We start from the raw sequence: 19,117 nt of genomic DNA on the forward strand, positions 1-19,117 counted from the left end.
GCTGTTTACCTGATTCCGAAACTTGGTATTTATCCCAGTTGGACACCTCCATAAGACTATATTTGGTGTACGAATTGATGTTCAGGTTTCCCCACTTCTCTAATTTTTGAAGCCACCTCCAAAGCGTAAGCTCTGATTTCATATCCCTAACTTTCTTTGGGTAGTATTCTCTATGAAGTGCATATCTGCCAGTAATAAACTGTCCGGGTTCTACTTTCACAGGTTCCGTTAATCCATCAATATCAACCCAGGCTGAATCATGATTGGCTTTTATTAAACATAGTAACCAAAGTTTTAACATCTCAGGCTTTGCAAAAACTCTGCTATCTACAATCTTCCGGTGTAATTTTATCCATCCGTTATATGCCATTAGCAACCTCCACTTTTGAAATGCTAATTGCTTCTTCTCTTCTCTGCTTTTCTTCAAAGAATCCAGCTTTAAACTTACACTGGCATTCCTCGCAGTACGTTTCCTCAAGCCCTTCTAAGGCTTGCAGAATAGCATCTCTAACGTAACCTGAGGCTGTAGCTATTGTAGTAGAAATGTTTTTACCATCACGCCTTGCATTTCCAATACAAGTACATACTTCATTACTCTCCTGTGGTATCTTATAGAATACATCCATGGCTCTTCTCCTTTTTGAAGTGCTTACGGAAAAGAGTATATTATAAAAGCTCTTTTCCTGCCTGACTGCTCTAACAGTCGGGCTTTTTTATGCCGCTACTTCTTCAGTTGATGATTCTGTTCTGGAGTCGAGCCAAGCTTCTACGGCATCTTCTCTAAAGCCCACACATTGCCCGGTAAGTCGGACCTTTGGCGGGAAGTTTGGATCTTTTTTGGAGAGCCTCCAAATTGTTTGTCGGCTGACTGAAAGGCGGTCAGCTAAGTCCTGGATGCGAATAATTTTTAAGTTGCTCATATCAATTACGTTTGGGTTGGTGTTGTAACTGACAGAAACCTAATACGATGGGTGATTTTTCAGAAGATTTTCACTGAAAAATCCTGAAAAGCTAATGCCTCCCTTTGTACTTGCCGAACCTTTTCATTGAAATAGCACTACCTTTTGAGGTTTTAAACTTATCCTTAAATTTTTTTAGTGTTTGAATTGCCCACTCAGAATCATTCTTAAAATTCTCTCTGTTATTTTCATATTCTTGTTCTATCCACTCCCATTTATCTTTAGGCTTTACCTCATTTGTTTTAGAATAGAGTGTCATCTCACCAATAATTTCTTTTCGATAAGCTTTGTCAAATAGAATAGCATGTCTATTTAATTCAACACCCAACCACCACAATCTTCGGCGCTCAAACTCAGTATCATCTTCTGGTTTATTGTTCCAAGGATCCGCTACAAATACTGACTCGCTTAAATGAATGAGAACTTCCTCAGAAAGTTGACTTAAACCTTTTTCATAGAAAGATTCCTTAATAGAACTCTCAAATAACCACTTTTCAACATGGAAATTCATTTCACCGCTGTTATTAAAAAGTATTTTTTTATCATTGGCTATTTCCATTATTGCTTTCTCAATTTTACTGTAGATTAAATTTTTTTGTTCTTCATCAAATGACTTTACAGTTGAAATTTCAACATTATAGATTTGTACATATCCTCTTAATTGTCCATTTGAAATACCTGAATATTTAGTTTTTTTAAAATCCTCAATTTCATTTTTATACCATTCCAGCAATTTTTCTTTTGTACCCTCATTAAATTCCATATCACCCACCTATCTTAAATATATTAGCTTTCTTCCCTGAAATAATACGATCCAGTTCATTACTCCATTTTTGAAGTGCATCCCGTTTCTCATCCAGATAATCGTAATCAATGTACCTGGAGGTTACGATATACTCTTTAGCCATACCCTTATGGTTTAGCACTTTCCCAATGTGCATGAAGTCGATCTTTAATCGCTGCATGTTGGTAGCTACAATATGCCGGAGGTCGTGAAGCCTGAAATCTTCCAGTTCTGCTCTTTTTTCAATCCGGTCCATTACTTGCCGAAAGTAAGAAAGTGGCTGGCCGTCTTTCTTTGGTGAGTTAAATACATAATCCTTTTCTCCTGTGAGTTCATGTAACCGTTCAAGTACTTCAATAGCTTTATCAGAAAGTGGAACTACATGTACCCGATCTCCTTTGGTTTCTTTTTTGGGAATAATCCACAAAGCATTTTCTGTATCAATATCAGCCCATTTCATACGGGATGTCTCCCCCAACCTCTGGCCGGTAATAAGCAACAATTTTATAAGACTTTGTGTTGGCTCCCTCTCCTCTTCCATAGCTTGCCAAAGGTTTCTAATATCCTCAGGATAATAATTAGTGTCCCGGGTCTCCTCTTCTCCAAATTTTGAAAGACGTTTGAGAGGGTGATTGTCTGTGTACTCTTCCTCAAATGCAAAAGAATACATTTTCGAGAAAATTGCCTGGACCCGATTGGCATTGTAAGGCTGTTTATCAGCAATCTTTTTCAGGAATCGTTTCACATCTCCCCTGGTGACTTCATCCACAGAGTACTTACTAAACTTCTTCCTTATTTTATTCAATCGAGATTTATACGATGATTGGGTACTCTCTTTGAGCTCTCGTTCTATGTATTCCTCTTCGAATAGATCGGCCAGTTCTCCGATAGTTTTAGGTGCCTCTTTGTTTTTAAGGCGCTGCTTTTCCCCTTGAGGGTCTTCCCCTGCATGTACCTGAACGCGCAATTCATCAGCACGGCGCCGGGCCTCAGCTAATGATACAGATGGGTAACCCCCAATAGTGAAGCGTTTGATCTTTCCACCAAAGCGATACCTGTAGAAGAACGATTTATACCCTGAAGGGTTAACCCTCAAAGCCAGTCCTGATTTAGAAGTATCAAATATCTCTATTCGTTTAGGTGATGCTACGGTTTTGACGTAAGCATCTGTTAAGTTCTTTTCCATAATGTGCTCATTTTCTGTTACCCCAGGAATCTCTGGGGTAACACTGGGGTAACAAAATAACGTTATACCCCGTTACAGCTCGAAACTGATAATAACCTTTTAAGCACTGATAGGCAAAGATTTACGTTACATTTACGGAGAAGTTGAAACAGGTAGATATTTGGACTTTTTGGACTTAAAATCCAATGGACATTACAATGTCCGTGCCGGTTCGAGTCCGGCCCGAGGTACTTAAAAGCCTTGCAGCTCAATTACTTAGAGAGTTGTAGGGCTTTTTTGTTTTTCAGAATATTCATAGCACAGTTACAATAGCGTTACAAGGGAGAAGATCGGAACAAGAAAATCTATTTACTGTACTCTTATTTAACCTCATACCAGGAAATAAAATCACACTCCAGATCGGAAAAGACGCCGTTTTCTTCTGAACCTCTCTGCGATCTTCCAATACCTGAATTACTTCCAGATTTTAAAACGGTACTTTAGCATCTATTGCTTTCCTTTTTCGGTTAAAGATTTTACGCCTCCCTTCGAATAGAACTGCATCCAGCAGCTTAAAAAAGTGTTTTTGTGTATTCAGGCCATCTTTAATGGCAACATCTATTTTGACCGATATTCTAAATACTGCCTTTATCATTTTAAAAATATGCAAATTACTGTGTGATATTCGTTCTCTATTCATTTTATAATCCTACTAAATTTTTATTCTCACTTAATTTTGTTTAACGTCAAATCGTGTTATTTTTATGGTTAATGGTATTTTTCAGTAACTGAACAAATAGGACATATGGATAAAAGTCAGAAAAAAACAGTAATGATCGTTGAAGACGATTTAATACTGAACCTTCTGTATGAAAGCTACTTAGAAAAATTGGGGTATGACGCAGAGGGTGAGCTGGTTTATGGAAAAACAGCTATAGAGGTAGCTAAAAAAATTAATCCCGACCTTATTTTGATGGATATTTCTCTTGAAGGGGAGATTGATGGTATTACGGCTATGAAAGAAATACGAAAGTTTTCCGATGTTCCCGTTATCTACATCAAAGGTAACTCTGACCCCCATCACGTACAAAGGGCCAAAGAAACTGATTATCTTGACTACTTAGTTAAACCTATTGAGTTTAACGATTTAAAAGAGTCTATAGAGAGAAACTTCAATAAAATTCACGATTAATTACATAGCTAATCATATTAAATAGATATACTTTTTTTACAGAATCAGTACATGGTTCCATTATAGAATTTGGCAATCTTTCTGCAGCCTCTCCGGTAAAATTTTTACCAAATTTGAGTTTAATAATATTCTCTGAATGCTATATTAAGTTATATAGATTAGAATGACCAAGAATATGAAAATACTCAGAAACCGTGGATTTCGTTGGATTTTGCTGATGTGTGGCTTGTTGGCCATCATAGCTTTGACCGGAATGAACGTCCTCTCTTTATATGACCTGCGTGACCGTATGGTTGAAAATGAACAAGACAGGCGTATAGACCAACTTGATGAAATCAACGATAATGTTATGTACCAGATTCTACAACCACTCAGGGGGTTACACCGGTTAGAGCTGGAACCTATTAATAGTACGTTGGAACAAACCGGAAATCTGCCTAATAACATCACTCAAGTTTTAGCCAGGTCCTCTCAAAGTCCCTTTTTTGATGGGATATATTATACCCCGGAAAGTACCGATCTTTGCGCCGATGGCCGGAATACTACTGTTTATAAATTTGATCCCACCGAAAATAAAATAAATTCTATTTCTGACTATCCAGAGCTAATATGCGACGGCATTGGACTGGTTCGTACAAAAACAAAAATTCAACTTAATGATCTAAATTACAGATGGAATAATGACTGGGAATTTGATACCCACCGTAGCCTCAATATTGGGTTAATTAATGTATCAGAAAGCAGAATGTTGGGATATATAACCCTATTGTTAGATAAAGACTATATTATCAACGAAGTATTCCCACCTATACTTACTAACTATTTCAAAGACAGTGATGAATCCGGTATCGCTGTATGGGTTCGAAGTTGGCCGGGCGGTGATATTCTCGCCACTAACGATCCCGATATTGAATACGACTCTGATATTGTAGATCACCGGATGGGATTTTCCGGCTCGGGCTTTTTTGATAATTGGTCAATACACATGGCTTTTTTAAAATCGCCGGTTACTACAACCTATAACGCTACCTTAGTCAAAAATTTAGTTGTTTTAGGGGTAGCCATGCTTTTCTTAACAGGAGCTTTGCTTTTTATGTTTTTCACTGCCCAAAGGGAACGGCAACTTGCACAACGTCAGGCCAGCTTTTTGGCAAATGTAACGCATGAATTAAAAACTCCGCTTGCCGTAATGCAGGCTGCCGGTGAAAACATCTCTGATGGACGAGTAACTGAAGGTAAACGGCTCAAACAGTATGGAGAACATATCCACAATGAATCTATTCGATTACGAAGTATGATCGAAAAACTATTGGATGTTGCACGTGTTGATTCCGGGCAGAATTCGATTAAATCAGCCCCCTATTGTGTGTACGATTTACTCAAAAACTATCTTGTTGAAAATAGAGAGTATATTGAAAATAAAGGATTTGAGGTTGAGTTTATAGCAAGTGATAAAAGCTCTTTAGCTATGTTAGACAGCGATAACTTTGAAACTATCGTTAGCAATCTCACTGAAAATGCAATCAAGTATAGTAGCGAAGATAAGTATTTCAAATTTCAGGTTTCCTCTGACAAAGGACATGTATTTGTAAGTATAACCGACCGCGGAATTGGTATTCGGAAACGGGATCAACGAAACATCTTTAAAAAATTCTATCGCGTAGAAGACTCTGATTCAATGAGCAACAAAGTTAAAGGGCATGGACTCGGACTGAGCATTGTAAAAAATATGGTAGATATGAATGGTGGTGATATAGAAGTAAGCAGTACTTTTGGGGAAGGCACCACTTTTATTCTAAGTTTTCCTAAATTAGAGAATGAAAATGTTGACCCTGCTCCGGTACAAAAAACCGAAGACACTGCTTCATTAAATCAAAAAATTGAAAAGCACACTGAACATGTCGGATAAACGAACTAAAATTCTTGTTGTTGAAGATGAACCAAGTTTGGTATTCACTCTTCGTGATACCCTTGAAACTGAAGGCTACGATGTACTCGTAAATGAAGATGGTTCCGGAGTATTGGAAATGGTGAAAGAACATAAGCCCAGCCTCATGATCCTGGATATCATGCTTCCTGATAAAAGTGGGTATGATATTTTAAAAGAAATACGGGATGAAAAATTTACCTTCCCGGTAATTTTACTTACTGCCAAAGATCAAGAACCTGACAAAGTGAAAGGCTTAGGGTTAGGAGCTGATGACTACCTCACCAAGCCTTTTGGCGTAAAGGAATTATTGGCTCGTATTGAGGCTCGACTGCGACGTGCCGGCACCTACTCTACCTCCGGAGAGGTTGATATTTTACAACTCGGAGATGTCAAAATTGATTTAAAGGAATCGGTAGTACATCGGCCGGATGGTGAAGAAATTGAATTGACTTCCCGCGAAGTTGAACTGATTCGGTATTTACTGAAAAGTGCTAATGAACCAGTTTCAAGAGATGAGCTTCTTGAAAAAGTTTGGCGCTATGAGTTCAGCACCAACACCAGAACCGTAGACGTCCATATTTCAAAATTGAGAGCAAAAATTGAAGTCCACCCGGATGATCCAAGATATTTGATTACGCTTCACGGAGTCGGTTACATGCTTCGAAATAACTAAATTTGCTCAAACAAGTTGGTCAATTTCTTTTTGTTGAACCGACTCTACAAATTTTATGAAATTCTCAACCTGAGAATTCAATAATTTTTCTTTAAAAGAATCGGACAACCCCTCCTCCTCGTCTAACTCTTTTTCTACACGAGAAATAAACACTCGTTCAGGAAATTGCAGAGCATTCCTGTAATTGGCTATCATTTGAAACTGTTCAACGGATCTCAATCCACCAAAGGCACCACTGGCCTCTCCTATAAAAGCCATCGGCATTTTCTCGAAAGCTTCGGGAAATGGCAGATAATCAACAAATACTTTTAATATACCGGGGAAGCTGCCATTGTATTCCGGTATCACAAAAATGAGTCCATCAGCATTTATAATCGGATCAATAAATTCCTCAACTTGGGGAATGTTCTTACCGTATTTACCTCCCACTACGTGTTGCAATGGAAAATCTTCTAAACTCAATACCTCAACTTCAACACCGTGCGCTGCATAAAGTCTTTGCACATAATTTGAAACCAATAGTGCATTGGAATTTGGGCGGTCGGTACTGCTTATTATTTTTAAATTCATCTGAATTATTTTGGACTTAACTTAATCTGCTCCTGAAAATACCAATTACAGCTTAAAATCATTCCATCTGCATGAAGAAGCATTTATTTTGAACAGGTCCCAGAACTGAAGATTTTTTAGATGCTAATCCGTTTTATATCATCCCAAAATGCAGGATATGAAACTGACGCGCTTTCTGCATCATTAATAGTACTTTCTTTGTTCCCTTTGAGAGCAAGAACCGCAGAAGCCATGGCTATTCGATGATCATGAAAAGATTCAAATTCAGCAGATTCAAAAGTAAAATCAGGATCTCCGTGGATTATTATCCCGTCTTCCTTTTCATCAAATTTAGCTTGGACAGCACTCAGCATTTCCGAAATTGCCATAATGCGGTCTGTTTCTTTATGCCGTAATTCTTCGGCGCCGGAAATTTCTGAAGTACCCTCAGCAAAAAGCATTGCCACTGCTAACACCGGTAGTTCATCAATACAATTGGGAATGAGTTTTGGATCCAGATTAATAGCTTTTAGATCTGATCCTTTTACAATGAGATCTCCTGCCGGTTCTGCTCCTTCCATGCGCTCATTTTCTATGTGAATTTGAGCATTCATCTCTTTTAATATTTCAATTAATGCATTTCTTGTTGGATTTAAACCAACGTTCTTAATAACCAATTCTGCATTATTCTGAATAATTCCTGCTACCAGCCAAAATGCTGCAGCAGAAAAATCACCTGGAATGGTATAGGTTTGGGCTGGAATCTCATCGGCTAAACTGGCAGATATAATTTTACGCTCATGTACTACTTTTTGATCTAAATTCAGTAAACGCTCAGTATGATCGCGACTGGGCAGTGTTTCGATGACCTGGGTAACTTCTTCCCCAAATAAACCTGCCAGCAACACACAAGACTTCAATTGAGCACTGGGAATGGGTAACTCGAATTTGAGTGGCTTGAGCGGTTCGTGTCGATTCACAAATAGTGGGGCATAAGCACCATTCCTTGCTAAAATATGTGCTCCCATCTCTTCCAGGGGATTAATGATACGAGTCATTGTACGTTCACTCAAAGAAGCATCCCCAACCAATTTTGCAGAAATCCCAGCTCCGGCCACTACCCCGGAAAGTAAACGCATGGCCGTTCCCGAATTTTCACAATCTAAATCACTTTCAGGCTTCTTGATGTTCTTTCTACCCAATCCCTTTATGATGAGTCGATCATCTTCTTTACTTACCGTAGCCCCAAGCTGCTGAACACAACGAAGTGTACTTTGTGGGTCTTGCGCCGGGGAATAATTCTGAACCTCAGAAACTCCTTCATGAAGTAAAGAAAATATAGCCGAACGCTGAGAAATTGATTTATCGGGAGGTAAGGTCAGTTCTCCTTTTAAAGAACTAACCGGCTTAACGGATTTAATCATGAATCTGTTTGATTGAGTAGGCGCTGCGCTTTGCTTTCTGCACTCGTACCGGGATAAGTATCCAAAATGGAATTTAAAATAGTCATAGCCTCACCACGGTTACCTAATCGGATGTGGCATACCGCGCTGTTGTACATAGCTTCAGAGACCCAAATATCGAAAGCTTCAAATAAAACTTTCACTCTTCCATATTCTTCAATTGCAGCACTGTAGTTTTCCTGCTTTTGCAAAATTTCACCCAAATAATACTGGGCTTCTGCACCAATTTCAGTACTGTTTTGATCAGCAATGGGGTCTAACAACTCTTGCGCTTTATCAAACTCTTCTTCTTGGATAGCAGCCTTACCGAGACCAACTTTAGCTGCTTCATTATCTTCATTTATTTGTAATGCTGATTCATATTCTTCTTTGGCTTGCTCAATATTTCCTTGTGCCAAACTCGCGTTCCCCATTCCCACAAAAGCTTCCTGTCGGAATCGTGGAGCTGTTTCTAACAATTGAGCATAGTTTGCATGTGATGCACCGTATGCCCCTTTACTGAAATTTAAACTCCCCAAAGAAGTTAACGCAGATGCCGCAAGATCATGGTTGGGAAATTCTTCAACAATACTTCTGTATGCTTCAATAGCGTTTTCAGTTTGATTTAGCTGCCGGTAAGATTCTCCAAGATTAGAATAGGCCTCGGGCATGAGTTCTTCAGAATTCGTTACTCTCAAATACTGACGAAATTCACGAATTGCATTTTCATAATCTCCGGTTTGAAAAGCATTCAATGCCTGCCGATAGCGAAGCTGATCGGCCGTTGAACTGGTAGGATTGTCACTTAAAAAATCTTCCAGAATCGCAGAACTACTATCGGTTTGACCTGCTGAAAGTTGAGCATATTCAATTCCGTTAATTGCTTCTATGATATAATCGCTCTTGGGATATTGATCCAGCACTTTCTTGTACGCCTGAATGGCTTGTTCATACTCTCCCGCATTATAATAAGAATCACCAATGTTATATTGTGAACGAGCGGCCCACTCCGTGCCGGGGTATTTATTGATAACTGTCTGAAATTCTTCAATGGCCTGAGAGTAATTGTTGGTATTCAGGTAGATATAAGCAATGTTGTATTGTGCTTGCTCCCGAAGCCTGCTAAAGGGATAAATCCGCAACGTTCTCCTAAATGTAGAAACCGCATCAAAAGTGCGGCCGGCCCGGTAATAACTGTTTGCAACCTGGAACATGGCATAATCTCCGCCGGGTTCTGCTCCTATGGCTTTGTTGTAACTTTCTATGGCTTCCCTGTAGTTTCCAATTGCGTAGTAAGCATCTCCTATCCTGAGCTGGGTATCGGTGTCATATGGAAACAAAGCTGTTGAAGGGGGTTCATAGTTCTGAATAAAGTCTCGCAAAGGACCTACGGCTTGTTCATACTGTCCCATCTGGAAATGACTCCACCCCAAAGAATACAATGCAGCTCCAACCATATCGCTTTCAGGATAATTATCAGCATACATTTTAAAACGCTGAGCCGCACTGCTAAACTGATTCATTTTATAATAACTGTCAGCACTCCAAAATAAAGCTTCCCTTCCTATTTCTGAGTTTGGAGCTTCGGTATATACTGTTTCGAAAATAGGTTGAGCTTGCTCATAAGCCTGATTTCGATATAAAATCCATGCCTTTTGAAAACGGGCTTGTCGCTTGAGGGAGGGATCTAAATCACCAACCGCCTCAGCTTCTTCAAAAGCCTGAATAGCTCGTGTATATTCCGCATTTGCAAAAAAGGCTTCCCCCAGCATCGTATATACTTTTCCAGGCTCTTCCAGTTCGGTATCACTTCGTACTAAATCTAACAGGACTTCAATAGCTTCTCCATATCGGGAGGCTTCAAATGCTGAAATGGACCATTCATAATATGCTTTTTCAACCCATAAACCGGATTTAAATCGTTCTCCAAATTCGCGAAAAGAATTGATAGACTTCCCGTATTGCCCGCCTAATTTCTCATTTACCGCTTTGTAATACAACGCTTTACGAGCCACTTCATCTTCACCTACAGCTGCTTGACCAAATGACTCTGCTGCCCAGTGATAAATCTCCTGTTTATGATACACCCAACCTAACCCATAATGGGCTATACGTTCCTCAGGAGTGTCTTTAGTCATATTGATGTAGCGAAGGTATGTCTTTGATGCTTCGCTATATTCACCCAGGTAATTTTGACTTTCAGCAATCAAAAATAACGCCTTAATCAGCGACTCATCATCTAAGTAGGTTAACTCACTTTGTAAGGCTTCTATGGCTTGTTGGTACTTACCCTGCTGATAGTAGGACTCTCCAAGAGCAGTTCCTACACGCCTTGTAATCGGATTATTTGGATAACGGTTTCTTAGGACTTCAAATCCTTCAGAAGCTTCTGTATAAAGTTCATCGGTTAAGAATAGCCGCCCGCGAGCGTATAAAGCTTTGGGGGCCCAGTCTGATCTGGGATAAGCTTCAGCTAATTCCATAAAATAAGTACGGGCTGCAGCGTAATCTTCATTTTCAGCTGCTGCTTCAGCAATCCAGTATTGGGTTTCGGCTGCATTGGTAGTATTCATCCAAGAATCCACTGCTTGCTGATAATAGTTTATAGCTCCTTCATAATCTCCGGCTTCTACATATCGGTGACCTAAATCTTTTAGCAGCTTTTCTGAGTGTTCGCTTCCAGGGTATTGTAGTATGAAATTCTTGTAGTAGCTTTCAATTTTTACAGAATCAGTACCTGTATTTGCCCGTGCTAAGTAGTAATCGGAGGAAATTCGCAAATCATGATTAGGGTATTCTGAGCTGAAAGCTTGAAATTTTTGAGCCGCTTGTTCAAAAAATCCGTTTTCGTATAAATCAACTCCTTCGGAGAACAATTGACTTGAAGGTGACTGAATATCCTGAGCTGATATCAAGTTCACCATACATAAAGAAATAAGAATAGTAGCGGTACAGCTTTTTAGGACAGAGGGCATTAAACTCGATCAGATAAATTGGTTAATAGTTACTTCTTATATGTCAAGATAACGAATAAGTTCGTCGGCACGGTCAGAAAAATTTTCTTCTAATATTTCGCTATCGGCTTCTGATACCACGGTATAACCAAACCTGCGAAGGCTTGAACTGATTACGGAAGAATCTTCCAAATTCAGCTTAAATGAAATTCTGTAAAATGGGTTTTCTGCCCGTGGTTGCTGTACTGCAATACCTAAAATTTTAGCGCCTTCCATTTCTATAATTCTGACCAAGTCTGATAAAGTAAAATCATTTTGCCCTAATTCAACGGCTATTACAGATCCAAAACTTGATAAATTGAAGAGATCTCCCAAGGCAGTGAGTATATCACGCTTTTTAATCATTCCCTGGAAATTCCTCTCGCTATCTGCAATGGGCATAAGGTACAATTCTTTGGCCAACATCACTCGTGAAGCTTCAAACAGATGCTGATTTTCCGGTACAAATAGCGGATCATCCAACTCTACTTCTGATAAAGCAGAATTTTCATCTACAACCTCAATCAGTTTTTCGAGAGAAGCCATGCCTATAATTTTACCGGTTTCATCGACTACACAGAACTTAGTAGTATGCAAAAGCTCAATTTTCATTAAGGCAGTTGCTACCGTATCGCTCAGTTCAAGCGGTGATATATCGGTATTTAGGATTTCTTTTACTAACATAGTTATACAACTTCACCGTTGGTACCAATAGTATCCAACAAATGGGATAATTGTTTAAAATCTTTATTGGCTATACTGAATGTAAGCTCAACATCGGTGCCTTCATAGGCTTCTTCCTCTACATTGGCTTTCTCATGAATAAAAGCAACTGCTTTGTATTTTGAAACTGGAATTTGCATGGTATGTCGACCATAATCAAGTTCGATCATATCTTCAATACTATTTTCAAGTTCTTTCAACCCAATTCTTTGTTCAGCTGAAACAAATACAGCGTTTGGATATGATCGCTTCAAGTCTGATATCCGGTGAGAATCAATGTTATCTATCTTATTGAAAACCAGTATCGTTCTTTTATTCGTTGCGTTGATTTCTTCCAGGGTTTCTTCAACAACCTCAATATACTCTTGTGCCATCTTTGAGGAAGCATCAACTACATGCAATAAAATATCGGCTTCCCGAACTTCATCTAAAGTAGATTTGAAACTTTCAACAAGATTATGTGGCAATTTCCTGATAAAACCGACCGTATCTGATAATAAAATCGTATGATTTTCCAATTCATGACGGCGAACTGTTGAATCAAGGGTAGCAAATAATCGGTCTTCCGCAAACACCCCGGTTTCAGTCAATGCATTCATGAGGGTAGATTTACCGGCATTGGTATATCCAACCAGGGAAATACGATTCATCCCTTCTCGGCCTTTTCGCTGTGTTGTTCGCTGCTTGCTAAGCGTTTCAAGCTTATCTTTGAGTACTGCTATGCGCCGGCCAATTAATCTTCGGTCTGTTTCAATTTGTGTCTCACCGGGTCCCTTTGTTCCAATTCCCCCTTTTTGACGAGACAGGTGAGTCCAGTAGCGTGTCAATCGCGGTAACAGGTATTGTAGTTGAGCGAGCTCAACTTGTGTTTTAGCGGCTGCTGTTTTAGCCCGGGATGCAAAAATATCCAGGATGAGCGAGCTTCGATCTAATACTTTGGCATCGGTGCCTTTTTCAACATTTCGAAGTTGTGTGGGAGAGAGGTCATCATCAAAGATTACCGTATCAATATTTTTCTCTTCCATGATACGTTTCAACTCAGCCAGTTTTCCTTTACCGATGTAGGTTGATGGATCAGGATGCGTTTTATTTTGTAATATTTTTTCTGCGGTTATACCGCCGGCTGTATCAGCCAGTAATGAAAGTTCATCTAAATATTCTTCAGCTTGAAAACGGGTTGTTTCCGGTCCGTAGAGACCTACCAATGCAACTCGTTCTCGTTCAATGTCGGAATTTTTAACGTCGTCTAACAAATGTGTATTACTTAATTATTCTTCTTGAATTCTCTTGAGGTCAATGTTCGGGATATCATCTTCCTCGAACTTATTTTCTAACTTTAAAGATACAATTTTTTTTACTGCATTATATTTGTTCTCAGGTACAAACAGCTTTAACTGTTGGTATCCATCAATGAGGGTTTTATCCATTTCTGAATAGTTAAATAGGTATTCTACTCCTCCTTTTTTGGGGCGCTCTACATAATCTAAAATTTGAAACCAGGGAATTGTTTGGGAAGGCTCATTGATATTTTTAACGATTCCATAATCGGTGATATAGTATTTTGAAGCCAGGTAACTTGCTATAAACCACATTCCCCCAATCCATAGATAAGCTATAAAAATGGGGAATCGCGTTGTCTCTTGCTGAAACAATACAATAGTTGAAAGTCCCAAAATGATGCCTAAGAAAATGGTCGCAAATAAGGGATATCCTTGCAGTTTTCCGGCTCTCCAACTCAAGCGTACTTTTCTGAGCCGAAGTTTATTTTGTAATGAATACCCGGCCAATAACGTTGAAGCAACCGTAAATAATACGATTACTCCTCTAAAAAATATGGCTAATATCTCTTCCATTAACTCACCTGCTCTGCTTTATACCACATGCCTACCAATGATTCTGCTATTAAAAATAACAAGCCTGCTAACATAAACCAGTTCCAAATTTCCTTACCAAATCCTGAAGCCATGATTTCACTTTGTAATTCCTCTTCATTCAGCTCCCCCGTATTTACCCAATTCACTTCTACATCCTCCAACAATTGGCTCATTTGATCTTCGTTAGTTGTAGTAAAATTCGACTCTCCTGCTTTCAAGTTTGCTGATAAAATGTATTCATTTTCTCCATCTGTGACTGTAAGCCAACCCGGGGTCCACTCTTTGGCAGGATATTGAAGCCGAATACCGGAAGATACAATGTCAGCATTTGGTTTAATTTCTTCCTCTTCAATTTCGATAACGGCATTTTCACCATCAATATTTCCCTGCCAGCTGAAACTATTCCCCAGCTGATGATTTGCAAATCCACCTTGATCAGACGAAGCCGAATACAGTATCAAACGATAATAGAATGGAGCAAATAATGGATTCACCGGAAAATTTGACCATGCCGGGTTGTTACCAATAGAGGCTACCACTAATGACCCCTCTCCAAATCTCTTTTCATATACTAAGGGATCTCCGTTATTCAATGTCAGCAAATCGAAACCTGTTCCGGAATTTGGTTTTAATAATCTCAGGTAATAATAGATGTCCGGATTTGTAAACCGAAGTTGTTCACTTTCTTCCCGCTCAAATAAACCGGAGAACGCGGGATGATCTTCAAGCAGTTGACTGGCTGTTGCCACAGAATTAAAAGACGCATATTCACCTTGAATACCCCCAAAGCGTCCGGCGTTAAATTGGGATAGCAAGCTATTGTAATTGCTGATTTCACCATCTTCAGCCGGAAAAAATAAAACCCCATTTCCGCTTTGTACAAATTCCTGTAATGGTTGAAAACTATACTCAGGGATGGTTTCAACACCATCTAAAATTATGGCATCATAGTTACTCAAGTTTGCTGTTTCAAATACATCAGGTTCTGCTTCATCATATTCTAATTGGGCATCACTATCGCCGGCCACTCGCAGCATAGCTCCTGTGTAAGAAATAAATTCTCTGGAAAGTTCATTTTCACTCACCCAAAGCACCTTTCTCGTTTCCGGCACTTGGACTGTAAAGTAGTATTCATTATCGGGCTGAAATTCGTCCCCTTCAATAATAATTTTTCCTTTTGACGAACCGGTTTTTGAAGGCGTAATCTCAAAGGTAAACGTTTCTCTTTGATTGGGATCAAGGGCAACCGAGTATTGTCCTGCATTTTGGTCTTCAAACTCCAGGCTCACAAACTGATTTACGGCCGCTACATCGCTTCTATTTGCCAGCTCAACATTTAGCGTGAATGGTATGTTTGCCCCAATCATATTGGTAGAGGTGGTTAGATTTGTTACTGTGGTATTTTGCACATCCACATCTCCTACATCAATAATAGTGATCGTAAGATCTTCAACCTCCAAACTTTGTAATTCCTGGAGTTGGCTGTATTGTCCATCTGTTATGATAAATATATTTTTGTTTTGATAAGGTGCTTCACGAACCGACTCAATTAGCCCACTCATCCTGTTAGCAATGAAATTTCCGGCCTTTTCAATTTCAACCTCTTCTACAACACCTCTTAAGTTTGCATGGCTTAAAATGGTATTGTATTCCCCTTCACCATTTGTTACCTGAAAGATAAAACGGTCTTCATCTTTTGCCGATTCTTCAATTTCCAATATAATTTCTTTGCCATAATCAAAAAGTGGTCCATTTGTCCCAATCCTGCTCATACTGATACTATTATCCAATAAAATAGCGTTAAGAGCAGGAGCTTGAGATGAACCGCCTCCGGATAATCCCGGCGGTAAAAAAGGACGAGCCAAAACTAAAGCTAAACTTGCAATAGCTAAAAGACGAAGCAATAAAAGGATATATCGCTTTATGCGAATTCGACGAATGGTTGTATTTTTCAATTCCCTGAAAAAAGCGAGGGTTGAAAATGCTACTTTTTGGGGCCGTTTTATATTCAATAAATGAATTAATAGCGGTAAACCTATAGCAACCAGTGCAAATAAAAAAAATGGATTTAGAAAACTCATTTAGCGCTCAAAAAATGTTACCTTTACTTTTTATACTGGAACTTTTTCAGAAATTCGAAATTAGCTCTAACAACTGAACACCACAAACAGGCTATTTTTTCTAATTGATGCAACGATTTACTTACTTCTTAATTACTTTTTTCATTCTAACGCAACTAATCAGTTGTTCTTCCATTCCTAATAAAGATTGGGTTGCATTAATTCCTGAACAATCTACTTTTGTAGTAGTGCCTGAATCGGGCTTGAATGTACAAGATATTGTAGCCAAAGAATATGCCTCTTACCTGGATGATTTAACTCCTACCGGATTACAACAAATTTCAGGGCTTAATGAAGAAATTAGCTCCCTTTTCCAAGTCAAGGCCTTAGCTTTAACTCCGGCAACATCGGTTTATTCTAATATTTTATGGGTCGCTGAATCTACCGACAGCAGGATTAATTCTTGGGCTCCTCAGTTCTATCAGCCTTTTACTCAAAATAATTATGAGTTTAATGGTTTTAGAATTCACAAACTTTTCTTTAATCGGGGAGAAGTTTTTGCAGCTCAAATTAAAGATTACCTGGTACTTTCCGAATCAAGTTTGTTGGTTGAAAATTCTATAAGAAGTTATATCGGGCAAGATCCATCCATTGAACTTCAGCAAAATCCACCTACGGGCAGCTTAACCTTAAATACCCCTAAACTGGACCGCTGGTTAGAACAGTTTGCTTTAGTTGAAAACCGTCCTTCAATTCTAAATAAATTTACCGGTACCTCTCCGGTCACCTTAAACCTGAGTGCCAGTGCTGATTCTGTCAACAATTACGAGCTATCAGGACAAATACCGTTAAAAGGCAATCGGTCCTTATTAATTGATGCTCTTTCATTCGAAAACAGACCCATTATTTTAGACCGACATATTTCAGATAATGCAGCAGCATTTGCTCTCTTCAGGCTGCCGCCCCCCTCTGTCCCTTTAGAACCCAATGATAATTTAATTACTCCCCTCGACTCTCTTTTATTGAATGACCTGGATACGTATCAGCGGTTGTCACAAACACTGAATGCTGAATTTGCTTTTGTAGCCTTTTCACAATCTGGGGTGTTGGAATCAGGCGAGTATTTATGGATGCGAAAAACTAACAACAAAGAAGCTTTGGTTCGTGAACTTGAGGTCTTGGCTGACAGTGGCTTTGTCAATAAGCCGGACGATACTTATCAATTGAACAGTCGCATACTGGCCAATTTAATTATTTCGGAATTAAATACTTTACGGGATATCTACATCAGCTTCTCAGATAATATAGTGGTAATAGCAAACCGAAAAGGTCTCGCAGAAAGCGTAAATGCGGACAGAATCAGGCGACGTGTTATTTATTATGATGAAACCTATTCCTCTGTTTATAACAGTTTACCCAGTGAGATCAGTGGTTTTGCGTGGGCTGATAATGATGAATTCCTGCGATTCATCACCCCTGAACTTAAGCAACAGAGTCTTGCCTCAGGCATCTTAAATCGATTTGATATTACTTCCATAACCATGACCACCCAAGGCGATGCATTGGACTTAACCTTCAACAGTTACATGGATGAAGGTTCAGCCCTTCCGTATGAAGAGTTATGGGTGCTTCCTCTTTCAGATTTTGAATTAAGCGGCCGTCCCGTTTTTGGGGATATTGTAGGCAGCAGTTTGGAGGAAATTATTTTTGCCACTCAAAGTGGTGAGGTTTACAGCTTAGCCGTCGATGGAACCATAGCTATGCAAACTTCAACCAATGGACTAACTCCTGTAGGAGGACCTGTACTATACGACTGGTATGGCAACAACCAACAAATAGTGTTTTTAGCTGCCGGGTCTCAAATATTTGCCTGGAATGAAGCCGGCGACCTTTTGCCTCGTTTTCCGATGGAACTGGGTGAACAAATTTCAGCCCCTATTTTAGTCCAGGATGTACTTAGAAATGGAGTTCCAGAAATTGTAGTTGCAACAGAAGATCGTAAAGTTCATGTGCTTGACGGACGTGGAGAAAACGTTCGCGGCTGGCCTAAAAACACCAACGCCGTTGTTACCTCCACACCAGCTTTTGACTCATTAAATGGTACCTGGTCTTTATGGGCCTACTCCCAAAACACTTTACACAGCTGGCTCAGAAGCGGTGATACCCGCCCCGGTTATCCTCAGTTTGTAAATGCTAATTTCTCCGGAAGTCCTCTTATTGTAGAAAATCAAATAATAGGCAGTGCCGCTGATGGTTATATATATTCCATTGGTGAGAACCCTTCTTTTGCTGATTCACTCGCCACTGTAGTTTCTGAAGATTCTATCTCCGTACGCTCGCTATACGTCTCTAATTCCGAACTTACCTCCGTACATCTGCAAGAAAATGTGCTATTACAAGACTCAACCGGTTTTTACAGGGAGGATTTATTCGTGACCCAAGGCCTAAACGGGGCTGTTTTTTTATTGAATAAAAAAGGCGTACTTCGATTTGTTAAAAATTTAGGACAGCCTTCTTCTACCTCTTTCAGCCCTCAGATCGTGGATATTAACTCGGATCAAAATCAGGAATTATTAGCATTGGCAGAATTTGGGCGACTTTTTGGCTGGGATATACTTACCGATGAGCGATTATTTGATCTCCCAACTTCCGGGATGAAATACCCCGTTATCAAAGATTTAGATGGAGATGGTTTGGTTGAGCTAATAGCACAAACACGAGAGGGACTTAGATGCTGGACCATCAATCGAAAACAAGATAGTCAACAATAAAG

The 19,117-nt window shown here is 39.4% G+C and carries 15 protein-coding genes and 1 pseudogene; 4 read left to right on the forward strand and 12 right to left on the reverse strand.

Translation table 11 applies throughout. The annotated features are described in order from the left end of the window. The 5 genes and pseudogenes from RI561_RS11105 to RI561_RS11125 all read right to left on the reverse strand — a co-directional run. Positions 1-370: pseudogene (locus RI561_RS11105) on the reverse strand (hypothetical protein); the annotation flags it as partial. Further along, positions 360-626: a hypothetical protein gene (locus RI561_RS11110; protein WP_395080313.1), complete on the reverse strand. Its 267-nt coding sequence runs from the start codon at positions 624-626 to the stop codon at positions 360-362. The gene RI561_RS11110 and the pseudogene RI561_RS11105, both read right to left, overlap by 11 nt. Positions 627-713: 87 nt before the next feature. Beyond that, positions 714-920 (reverse strand): helix-turn-helix transcriptional regulator, encoded by a 207-nt coding sequence (locus RI561_RS11115; RefSeq protein WP_395080314.1) that lies wholly within the window; start codon positions 918-920, stop codon positions 714-716. Between the two features lie 91 nt (positions 921-1,011). Next, positions 1,012-1,722, reverse strand: coding sequence for a hypothetical protein (locus RI561_RS11120; RefSeq protein WP_395080315.1), 711 nt, complete (start codon positions 1,720-1,722; stop codon positions 1,012-1,014). Position 1,723: 1 nt separating this feature from the next. Next, a complete protein-coding gene (locus RI561_RS11125) occupies positions 1,724-2,929 on the reverse strand; it encodes a tyrosine-type recombinase/integrase (protein ID WP_395080316.1) in 1,206 nt (401 codons plus the stop codon). 784 nt (positions 2,930-3,713) lie between these two features. Here RI561_RS11125 and RI561_RS11130 point away from each other — a divergent pair. From RI561_RS11130 to RI561_RS11140, 3 genes are all read left to right on the forward strand, one after another. Continuing rightward, entirely contained in the window at positions 3,714-4,100 is a 387-nt protein-coding gene (locus RI561_RS11130) for a response regulator (protein ID WP_395080317.1), read from the forward strand. Between the two features lie 175 nt (positions 4,101-4,275). Beyond that, entirely contained in the window at positions 4,276-6,009 is a 1,734-nt protein-coding gene (locus RI561_RS11135) for a sensor histidine kinase (RefSeq protein WP_395080318.1), read from the forward strand. Beyond that, on the forward strand, positions 5,999-6,703 hold the full coding sequence (locus RI561_RS11140) for a response regulator transcription factor (protein ID WP_395080319.1): 705 nt from the start codon (positions 5,999-6,001) through the stop codon (positions 6,701-6,703). The genes RI561_RS11135 and RI561_RS11140 overlap by 11 nt, the downstream gene beginning before the upstream one ends. A 6-nt stretch (positions 6,704-6,709) precedes the next feature. On the opposite strand, the gene RI561_RS11145 is transcribed toward RI561_RS11140, so the two are convergent. The 7 genes from RI561_RS11145 to RI561_RS11175 all read right to left on the reverse strand — a co-directional run bounded on the left by RI561_RS11145 (position 6,710) and on the right by RI561_RS11175 (position 16,365). Continuing rightward, entirely contained in the window at positions 6,710-7,273 is a 564-nt protein-coding gene (locus RI561_RS11145; RefSeq protein ID WP_395080320.1) for an NADPH-dependent FMN reductase, read from the reverse strand. A 116-nt stretch (positions 7,274-7,389) separates the two neighbouring features. Then, positions 7,390-8,676: a 3-phosphoshikimate 1-carboxyvinyltransferase gene (aroA, locus tag RI561_RS11150; protein WP_395080321.1), complete on the reverse strand. Its 1,287-nt coding sequence runs from the start codon at positions 8,674-8,676 to the stop codon at positions 7,390-7,392. Further along, entirely contained in the window at positions 8,673-11,618 is a 2,946-nt protein-coding gene (locus RI561_RS11155; protein ID WP_395080322.1) for a tetratricopeptide repeat protein, read from the reverse strand. Before RI561_RS11155 ends, aroA begins: the two co-directional genes overlap by 4 nt. A gap of 87 nt (positions 11,619-11,705) precedes the next feature. Then, positions 11,706-12,371 (reverse strand): CBS domain-containing protein, encoded by a 666-nt coding sequence (locus RI561_RS11160; protein ID WP_395080323.1) that lies wholly within the window; start codon positions 12,369-12,371, stop codon positions 11,706-11,708. A 2-nt stretch (positions 12,372-12,373) separates the two neighbouring features. Continuing rightward, entirely contained in the window at positions 12,374-13,663 is a 1,290-nt protein-coding gene (hflX, locus tag RI561_RS11165) for a GTPase HflX (protein ID WP_395080324.1), read from the reverse strand. Between the two features lie 15 nt (positions 13,664-13,678). Next, on the reverse strand, positions 13,679-14,263 hold the full coding sequence (locus tag RI561_RS11170; RefSeq protein ID WP_395080325.1) for a hypothetical protein: 585 nt from the start codon (positions 14,261-14,263) through the stop codon (positions 13,679-13,681). Further along, positions 14,263-16,365 carry a BatA domain-containing protein gene (locus RI561_RS11175; RefSeq protein WP_395080326.1) on the reverse strand — a complete coding sequence of 701 codons (2,103 nt, stop codon included), beginning with the start codon at positions 16,363-16,365 and terminating at the stop codon, positions 14,263-14,265. Before RI561_RS11175 ends, RI561_RS11170 begins: the two co-directional genes overlap by 1 nt. A gap of 107 nt (positions 16,366-16,472) precedes the next feature. Here RI561_RS11175 and RI561_RS11180 point away from each other — a divergent pair, with 107 nt between their 5' ends. After that, positions 16,473-19,115, forward strand: coding sequence for a hypothetical protein (locus RI561_RS11180; protein WP_395080327.1), 2,643 nt, complete (start codon positions 16,473-16,475; stop codon positions 19,113-19,115). Positions 19,116-19,117 lie beyond the last annotated feature (2 nt).

It is taken from the genome of Gracilimonas sp. (genome assembly GCF_031581265.1).
Lineage (GTDB): Bacteria > Bacteroidota > Rhodothermia > Balneolales > Balneolaceae > Gracilimonas.

What these genes read in the sequence shown, in the direction of transcription:
- RI561_RS11125 (WP_395080316.1), bottom strand. Translation starts at nt 2,929, where the DNA reads ATGGAAAAGAACTTAACAGATGCTTACGTCAAAACCGTAGCATCACCT.
- RI561_RS11130 (WP_395080317.1), top strand. Translation starts at nt 3,714, where the DNA reads ATGGATAAAAGTCAGAAAAAAACAGTAATGATCGTTGAAGACGATTTA.
- RI561_RS11115 (WP_395080314.1), bottom strand. Translation starts at nt 920, where the DNA reads ATGAGCAACTTAAAAATTATTCGCATCCAGGACTTAGCTGACCGCCTT.
- RI561_RS11120 (WP_395080315.1), bottom strand. Translation starts at nt 1,722, where the DNA reads ATGGAATTTAATGAGGGTACAAAAGAAAAATTGCTGGAATGGTATAAA.
- RI561_RS11145 (WP_395080320.1), bottom strand. Translation starts at nt 7,273, where the DNA reads ATGAATTTAAAAATAATAAGCAGTACCGACCGCCCAAATTCCAATGCA.
- RI561_RS11140 (WP_395080319.1), top strand. Translation starts at nt 5,999, where the DNA reads ATGTCGGATAAACGAACTAAAATTCTTGTTGTTGAAGATGAACCAAGT.
- RI561_RS11180 (WP_395080327.1), top strand. Translation starts at nt 16,473, where the DNA reads ATGCAACGATTTACTTACTTCTTAATTACTTTTTTCATTCTAACGCAA.
- RI561_RS11170 (WP_395080325.1), bottom strand. Translation starts at nt 14,263, where the DNA reads ATGGAAGAGATATTAGCCATATTTTTTAGAGGAGTAATCGTATTATTT.
- aroA (WP_395080321.1), bottom strand. Translation starts at nt 8,676, where the DNA reads ATGATTAAATCCGTTAAGCCGGTTAGTTCTTTAAAAGGAGAACTGACC.
- RI561_RS11155 (WP_395080322.1), bottom strand. Translation starts at nt 11,618, where the DNA reads ATGGTGAACTTGATATCAGCTCAGGATATTCAGTCACCTTCAAGTCAA.
- RI561_RS11175 (WP_395080326.1), bottom strand. Translation starts at nt 16,365, where the DNA reads ATGAGTTTTCTAAATCCATTTTTTTTATTTGCACTGGTTGCTATAGGT.
- RI561_RS11110 (WP_395080313.1), bottom strand. Translation starts at nt 626, where the DNA reads ATGGATGTATTCTATAAGATACCACAGGAGAGTAATGAAGTATGTACT.
- RI561_RS11135 (WP_395080318.1), top strand. Translation starts at nt 4,276, where the DNA reads ATGAAAATACTCAGAAACCGTGGATTTCGTTGGATTTTGCTGATGTGT.
- RI561_RS11160 (WP_395080323.1), bottom strand. Translation starts at nt 12,371, where the DNA reads ATGTTAGTAAAAGAAATCCTAAATACCGATATATCACCGCTTGAACTG.